The following is a 6459-nucleotide window of genomic DNA, read 5'->3' on the forward strand; positions in this document are numbered from 1 at the left end:
TCTCGGGCTGCAGTGGGCCGGCGGCGTGGTCACCGATTTCGCCCAGGACGTGAAGGCCTGCGCGCTTGGCCAAGCGTCGTCCTCGATCATGGCGCGCCATGTCGTCGGCGCCGGCGCCGAGGAAATCCGCCAGGCGCGCGCGGACATGCTCGCCATGTTGAAGACAGACGGCGAGGGCCCGTCCGGGCGTTTCGAGGACATGCGCTTCCTGCGTCCAGTAAAGGATTACAAGGCGCGCCACGCCTCGACGATGCTGACCTTTGATGCCGTCGTCGATGCCATCGAGCAGATCGAAGCCAAGCGACTGCTCGCGGCCGTCTGACATGTGCGGCGATCCGAATTGTCGGCACGTGCCGGACGACGGGGCGAAGCCGGTAGTGCGTGGTCGAAACTGGGACGGTCCGTTTCGCAAGACGCCGGGGCGGCTGATCGGGATGGCGCTGGTCCGCACCTATCAGCTCACGCTTTCGAGCTTCATCGGCAACTCGTGCCGCCACCTGCCGACCTGTTCTGAATTCGGCTACGAGGCGATAGCTCGCCATGGCTTATGGGCCGGAGGCTGGATGACGCTGTTTCGCGTGGCGCGCTGCGGTCCGGGCGGGACGCACGGCTTCGATCCGGTGCCGGAGCGGCTTGAGCCTCGCCTCGTGTGGTACGCGCCGTGGCGCTACTGGCGACCGCGGCCGAAGGTTGGATGATCGCCATGCCCATGCCGATGGAATACCGCCAGGCCTCTGCGGATTTCGATCGCTTCATCATCGATGCGCGCAATCTTGCCGGGCTCCAGACGACGAACCAGGCCTATACGATGGTTCAGGCGGTACTGCAGACGTTTCGGCGACGGCTGGAACTGGAGGATGCCATCCTGTTTGCCGATGTCTTGCCGCCCGTGCTGCGCGCGATCTTTGTTGCCGAATGGGACCTCGAGGAACCGAAGAGCCCGTTTTCGGGTCGCGTCGCCCTGACCCGCGAGGTGCAGGCGCTCCGGCCCGATCACAATGTTTCGCCTGACAGCGCCATTGCCGATGTGGCAGCCGCCTTGCGTCGACACATCGACGAGGCGAAGTTGGACCGGGTTCTCGCCCGATTGCCGGCGGGTGCCGCGGATTTCTGGCGCGCGTGAACGGAAGAATGATGAACAGCTACGTTGCCTTGCTCTACAGCATTGTCCTTGGTGCCGGGCGACGTGTCGTGATGGCCGATCTCAGGGCGATGGCCGAAGGCCTCGGCTATCACTCGCCCAGGACGCTGGTTGCGACAGGCAATCTCGTGTTCGAGGCCGGACGGTCGGAAGTCCGCGATCTCGAATCCCCGCTTGAGAAGGCCTTCTCCGGGACGTTCGGTCGGCATGTAGACATCATCGTGCGCTCCGGTGCCGGCTGGTTGAAGCTCGCTGCCTCCAATCCCTTCCATGAAGAGGGCGAAGAAGACGCAACGCGCGTGCATGTCCGCGTGATGCGCGACCCGCTGACCGAAACCGCACTCGAAGGGCTGCGGCGTTACTGCGTTTCCGGCGAACGCCTTGCCATCGTCGATGGCGATCTCTGGGTGCATTTCGCCGGCAAGGCCAGTGAATCGAAGCTTCTGGGGGCGATGACGACCAAGCGTTTGGGCATCGGAACGTTTCGCAACTGGAACACCGTAAAGGGCCTTGCCGAGATGCTGCGCGGCTAGGCTCTGTCGCAGCCTTCGCCTTTACTCACTTTCGAAAACCCTTTATCAGGCTACGGCGTGTTTCCCGGGGTTGTCTCGGCTCCGGGCAGAACAAGCAGCAATCCAAAGCACTACAGCGATCTCTGCGCGTCTCACGGATGCGACGCTGTATCGTCAATTCACCGGCCATTGCCGGTCAACCATTCCACCCGCATTCGTTGGCGGGACTGGATAGGAGATCACTATGTCGAATCCTGTTTCCCTTACATTTCCTGATGGCTCGGTGCGCGATTATCCCTTCGGCACGACCGGCCGTGACGTGGCAGAATCGATTTCGAAGTCGCTCGCCAAGAAGGCGGTAGCGATCGCGCTCGACGACGAGCTGCGCGATCTGTCCGATCCGGTGACCAATGGCCGCCTCGAGATCGTCGTTCGCGACGACAAGCGCTCGCTCGAGCTTATCCGCCACGATGCCGCGCACGTGATGGCAGAGGCTGTACAGGAGCTGTGGCCGGGAACGCAGGTAACCATCGGTCCGGTCATCGACAACGGCTTCTATTACGACTTCGCCCGCAACGAACCCTTCACCCCGGATGACCTGCCGCTCATCGAAAAGCGGATGAAGGAGATCATTGCCCGCAACAAGCCTTTCACAAAGGAAGTCTGGTCGCGCGAGAAGGCCCGTCAGGTCTTTGCCGACAAGGGCGAGGCCTACAAGGTCGAGCTCGTCGATGCGATCCCAGAGGGACAGGATCTCAAGATCTACTACCAGGGCGATTGGTTCGACCTTTGCCGCGGACCGCACATGGCCTCCACGGGCCAGATCGGAACAGCCTTCAAGCTGATGAAGGTGGCCGGTGCCTATTGGCGCGGCGACAGCAACAACGCCATGCTGACCCGTATCTACGGCACAGCTTGGCACACCCAGGAAGAGCTCGACCAGTACCTGCACGTGCTCGCCGAAGCCGAAAAGCGCGACCATCGTCGCCTCGGCCGTGAAATGGACCTGTTCCATTTCCAGGAAGAAGGCCCGGGCGTCGTCTTCTGGCACGGCAAGGGCTGGCGCATGTTCCAGACGCTGGTTGCCTATATGCGCCGCCGGCTCGCCAACACCTACCAGGAAGTCAACGCGCCGCAGGTGCTTGACAAGTCGCTCTGGGAAACCTCGGGTCACTGGGGCTGGTACCGCGACAACATGTTCAAGGTGACGGTCGCCGGCGATGAAACCGACGACGACCGCGTCTTCGCGCTGAAGCCGATGAACTGCCCGGGGCACATCCAGATCTTCAAGCATGGGCTGAAGTCCTATCGCGAGCTTCCGGTGCGTCTGGCTGAGTTCGGCAACGTTCACCGTTACGAGCCGTCGGGCGCGCTGCACGGCCTGATGCGTGTGCGTGGCTTCACCCAGGACGACGCCCACGTTTTCTGCACCGACGAGCAGATGGCGGCGGAATGCCTGCGCATCAACGACCTCATCCTCTCGGTCTATGAGGACTTCGGCTTCAAGGAAGTCGTGGTCAAGCTCTCCACCCGTCCGGACAAGCGCGTCGGTTCCGACGAGCTCTGGGATCGCGCCGAAAGCGTGATGATGGACGTCTTGAAGACGATTGAGGCGCAGTCGGAAGGCCGCATCAAGACCGGCATCCTGCCGGGTGAGGGCGCGTTCTACGGTCCGAAGTTCGAATACACGCTGAAGGACGCCATCGGCCGCGAATGGCAGTGCGGTACGACCCAGGTCGATTTCAACCTGCCGGAGCGCTTTGGTGCCTTCTACATCGACAAGGAATCGGAAAAGCGCCAGCCGGTCATGATCCATCGCGCCATCTGCGGCTCGATGGAGCGTTTCCTCGGCATCCTGATCGAGAACTTCGCCGGCCACATGCCGCTGTGGGTTTCGCCGTTGCAGATCGTCGTCGCGACGATCACCTCGGAAGCTGACGACTACGGTCGTGAGGTTGCCGAGCTTCTGCGCGACGCGGGCTTGACCGTCGAGACCGACTTCCGCAACGAGAAGATCAACTACAAGGTTCGCGAACACTCGGTCACGAAGGTTCCGGTCATTGTCGTCTGCGGCAAGCGCGAAGCCGAAGAGCGTTCGGTCAACATCCGCCGTCTGGGTTCGCAGGCGCAGACTGCGATGACGCTCGACGAAGCGATTGCCTCTCTCGCTCTGGAAGCCATGGCCCCGGATCTCAAGCGCAAGGCGGAAAAGAAAGCCCGGGGTTGAACCCCCGGGCACTTGCTTTGTCAGCAAACTGTCATATTAGCGGAATATCCGGATAAGATCGTATCCCTCGGAGATTTCCGTGCAGTTCAAAGAGCTGTCCTACGCCAATGAAAACGACCGGCGCCTGAAGCGCTGGTTCATTCGCTCCATCGAGGGCCTGTCGGGCCGCAACCGCTATGCAAAGCTTTACACGCGCTGGCGGTCCGACATTGTCGGCAAGAGCGATCGGGTCTTCGGTGAAATGCTGCAGCTGATCGATGTGAAGCTGCGAACCCAAGGCGAGTGGCCGCCGCGGCAATTGCCCGATACGCCGATCGTCATCATCGCCAATCATCCCTTCGGCATCGGCGACGGCATCGCCGTTTTGGCGCTTGCCGAACAGCTTGGCCGTCCATTCCGCGTCCTTATCAACAACGAACTGCTGAAGGTGCCGGAAATGGCGCCTTACTCGCTGCCGGTGTCGTTCGAGGAGACGAAGGAGGCGCTGGCCGTCAACATGGCGACGCGCCATGAAGCGCTGCGCCTGTTGAAGGAAGGTGTGACCATCGTGATCTTTCCCGCCGGCGGCGTCGCGACAGCCCCCAAGGGCTTCGGCCGCGCCGAAGACCTGCCCTGGAAGATCTTTCCCGCAAAATTGATCCAGGCCGCGCGGGCAAGCGTCATCCCGATCTATTTCGAAGGCCAGAACGGTCCCATGTTCCATCTGGCGAGCAAGATCTCACTGACGCTGAGGCTTTCGCTGCTGATCCGCGAGTTCCGGCGCCTGTCCGGAACGACGATTGCGGCGCGCATCGGCCGCGTGCTGACGCCCGAGGACCTCGGTGCCTGTGGTGATCGCAAGGACCTGCTGGCCCGCATCTATGACGCGGTCTTCTCCATGGCGCCGCCGCGTAGGCGATTCATGAGGCGCGCGGGCTGACGCAACGTTAACCGCCTGTCGCTGCGTTGAAGCTAGTCCTGTGCGTCGGAGACGACGCCCGGATTGGTGTTCGCATCGTTGCCACCGCTGCTGAGCAGCACTTCCACGTCCGTGTTGACGCCGGCCTTCACCGTGAAGTCGCGTTCGTAGATCTTGTCCTTGTAGCGCGCGACGGCGGAATAGCTGCCTTCGAGCAGGACCAGCGTCGGGAAGGCGCCGTTCTCTTCATCCACCGTGTCGCCGGCCGACGTCAGGATCGTCCATGCGGTGTTGGCGATCGCTTCGCCGCCGGGCTCTGAGACCAGCTTGAGCGTCAGCTTGGCGGCGCGATGCTGGATGGTCGCTTCCGTCAGCTTGCCGGCTTCGACCTGGATGTCGGCGGCGGTCGAGGCGTTGGTGGCCCCGTAGCTCGATGTCACATGATAGGTTCCGGCGCCGAGCCGGATCACCGTATTCGGCTTCACATCCGACATGATGAGCGCCCGTTCGCCGTCGCTCTTGGTGTCGGCGGAATAGACGGAGAAGCTGAGTTCGGCCGGCGGTATGCGCACATCGCTGCCAGAGACGGCGTTGAGCTTGATGCCGCCTGCATCGAGAACCAGAACCTGCTTCTCCAGCGTGCCTTCCTGGGGAACGCGGATCTTGCGTGTTGCGGAGGCGCGTCCGAAGGAAACATTGACGAAATAGTCACCCGGCACGACGTTGAACGCGGTCGATCCGCCTTCCGACGTGGCGAGAAGCGGCAGCTTTCCGTCGCTTCCGGGGATCGGGCTGAACACGCGCCAGGTCAGGCCGGCCTCGACAGGGGCGCCTTTCTCGGTGAGCAGTGCTTCGAGCTTCACATCCTTCAAGGTACCGTCGGCGATTGGATCTGATGTCATCGGGCTGAAGCCCGTAAGCTTCGGCATCTTGCGGGGGCCGGCGATCGAGGGAAAACTCTCGAAGGCCTGGGTCGCATCCTCAGCAAGCACGCTTCCTGCAGCAGCGCCGGCGATAAGGATCGCGAGGCCGGTTCTGAGGAAAATACGAGAGCATGCACGCATGAGAGCAGTTGACTTCCTGACTGAGTGACTCCACTTGGGACGCCGATATGGCATTTTCGTGGCTGCCGATGCTGCGGCAAATTAGTGGAATTCATCCGACATGAAAACCGAAATTAAGCTTGTTGATTATCTCGCGTCCCGTCGCTCGATCCCTGCATTCCAGATGGGCGAACCCGGTCCCAGCAAGGCCGAGGTCGAGGAGATGCTGAAGCTCGCCTCGCGCGTGCCGGACCACGGCAAGCTCGCCCCCTGGCGTTTCATCGTCTATCGCGGCGAGGAGAGGGCGCGCATCAGCGCAGAGCTGAAGGCGATGGCGCTTGTAGCGAAGCCCGATCTCTCGGAAGAAATGATCAAGGTCGAGGAAACGCGGCTGACGCGCGCGCCGGTCGTGGTCGCCGTGGTCAGCACGGCTGCGCCGCACTTCAAGATCCCGGAATGGGAGCAGTTGATGTCTGCCGGCGCCGTATGCCTCAACCTGCTGATGGCCGCAAACGCACTCGGTTATGCCTCCAACTGGCTGACCGAATGGTTCGCCTTCGACGAGCGCGCTTATCCCTTGCTGGGCGTCCAGCCGGGTGAGAAGCTAGCCGGCTTCATTCACATCGGTACCGCGATGG

The 6459-nt window shown here is 62.1% G+C and carries 8 protein-coding genes; 7 read left to right on the forward strand and 1 reads right to left on the reverse strand.

The features are described from left to right. From I8N66_RS30270 to I8N66_RS30295, 6 genes are all read left to right on the forward strand, one after another. A partial coding sequence (locus tag I8N66_RS30270; protein WP_291162020.1) for an iron-sulfur cluster assembly scaffold protein occupies positions 1-322 on the forward strand: 322 nt, incomplete at its 5' end. Position 323: 1 nt separating this feature from the next. After that, positions 324-698: a membrane protein insertion efficiency factor YidD gene (gene yidD / locus I8N66_RS30275; RefSeq protein ID WP_291162023.1), complete on the forward strand. Its 375-nt coding sequence runs from the start codon at positions 324-326 to the stop codon at positions 696-698. After that, positions 695-1123, forward strand: a complete 429-nt coding sequence (locus I8N66_RS30280; RefSeq protein ID WP_291162026.1) for a DUF2267 domain-containing protein — start codon at positions 695-697, stop codon at positions 1121-1123. The genes yidD and I8N66_RS30280 overlap by 4 nt, the downstream gene beginning before the upstream one ends. A gap of 11 nt (positions 1124-1134) precedes the next feature. Continuing rightward, the gene (locus I8N66_RS30285) at positions 1135-1674 is read left to right on the forward strand and encodes a DUF1697 domain-containing protein (protein WP_113537729.1); all 540 of its coding nucleotides are present in this window, start codon (positions 1135-1137) and stop codon (positions 1672-1674) included. Between the two features lie 223 nt (positions 1675-1897). After that, positions 1898-3880, forward strand: coding sequence for a threonine--tRNA ligase (gene thrS / locus I8N66_RS30290; protein ID WP_291162031.1), 1983 nt, complete (start codon positions 1898-1900; stop codon positions 3878-3880). 79 nt (positions 3881-3959) lie between these two features. Beyond that, the gene (locus tag I8N66_RS30295; protein WP_223727065.1) at positions 3960-4799 is read left to right on the forward strand and encodes a lysophospholipid acyltransferase family protein; all 840 of its coding nucleotides are present in this window, start codon (positions 3960-3962) and stop codon (positions 4797-4799) included. Positions 4800-4831: 32 nt separating this feature from the next. On the opposite strand, the gene I8N66_RS30300 is transcribed toward I8N66_RS30295, so the two are convergent. Beyond that, positions 4832-5842, reverse strand: coding sequence for a hypothetical protein (locus I8N66_RS30300; protein WP_113537726.1), 1011 nt, complete (start codon positions 5840-5842; stop codon positions 4832-4834). A 100-nt stretch (positions 5843-5942) separates the two neighbouring features. On the opposite strand from I8N66_RS30300, the gene I8N66_RS30305 reads away from it, so the two are divergent. Beyond that, on the forward strand, positions 5943-6459 hold a 517-nt coding region (locus I8N66_RS30305), incomplete at its 3' end, for a nitroreductase (protein ID WP_291162036.1).

The sequence above is a fragment of the Ensifer sp. SSB1 genome, assembly GCF_016652895.1.
In the GTDB taxonomy this organism is placed as follows: Bacteria; Pseudomonadota; Alphaproteobacteria; order Rhizobiales; family Rhizobiaceae; genus Ensifer.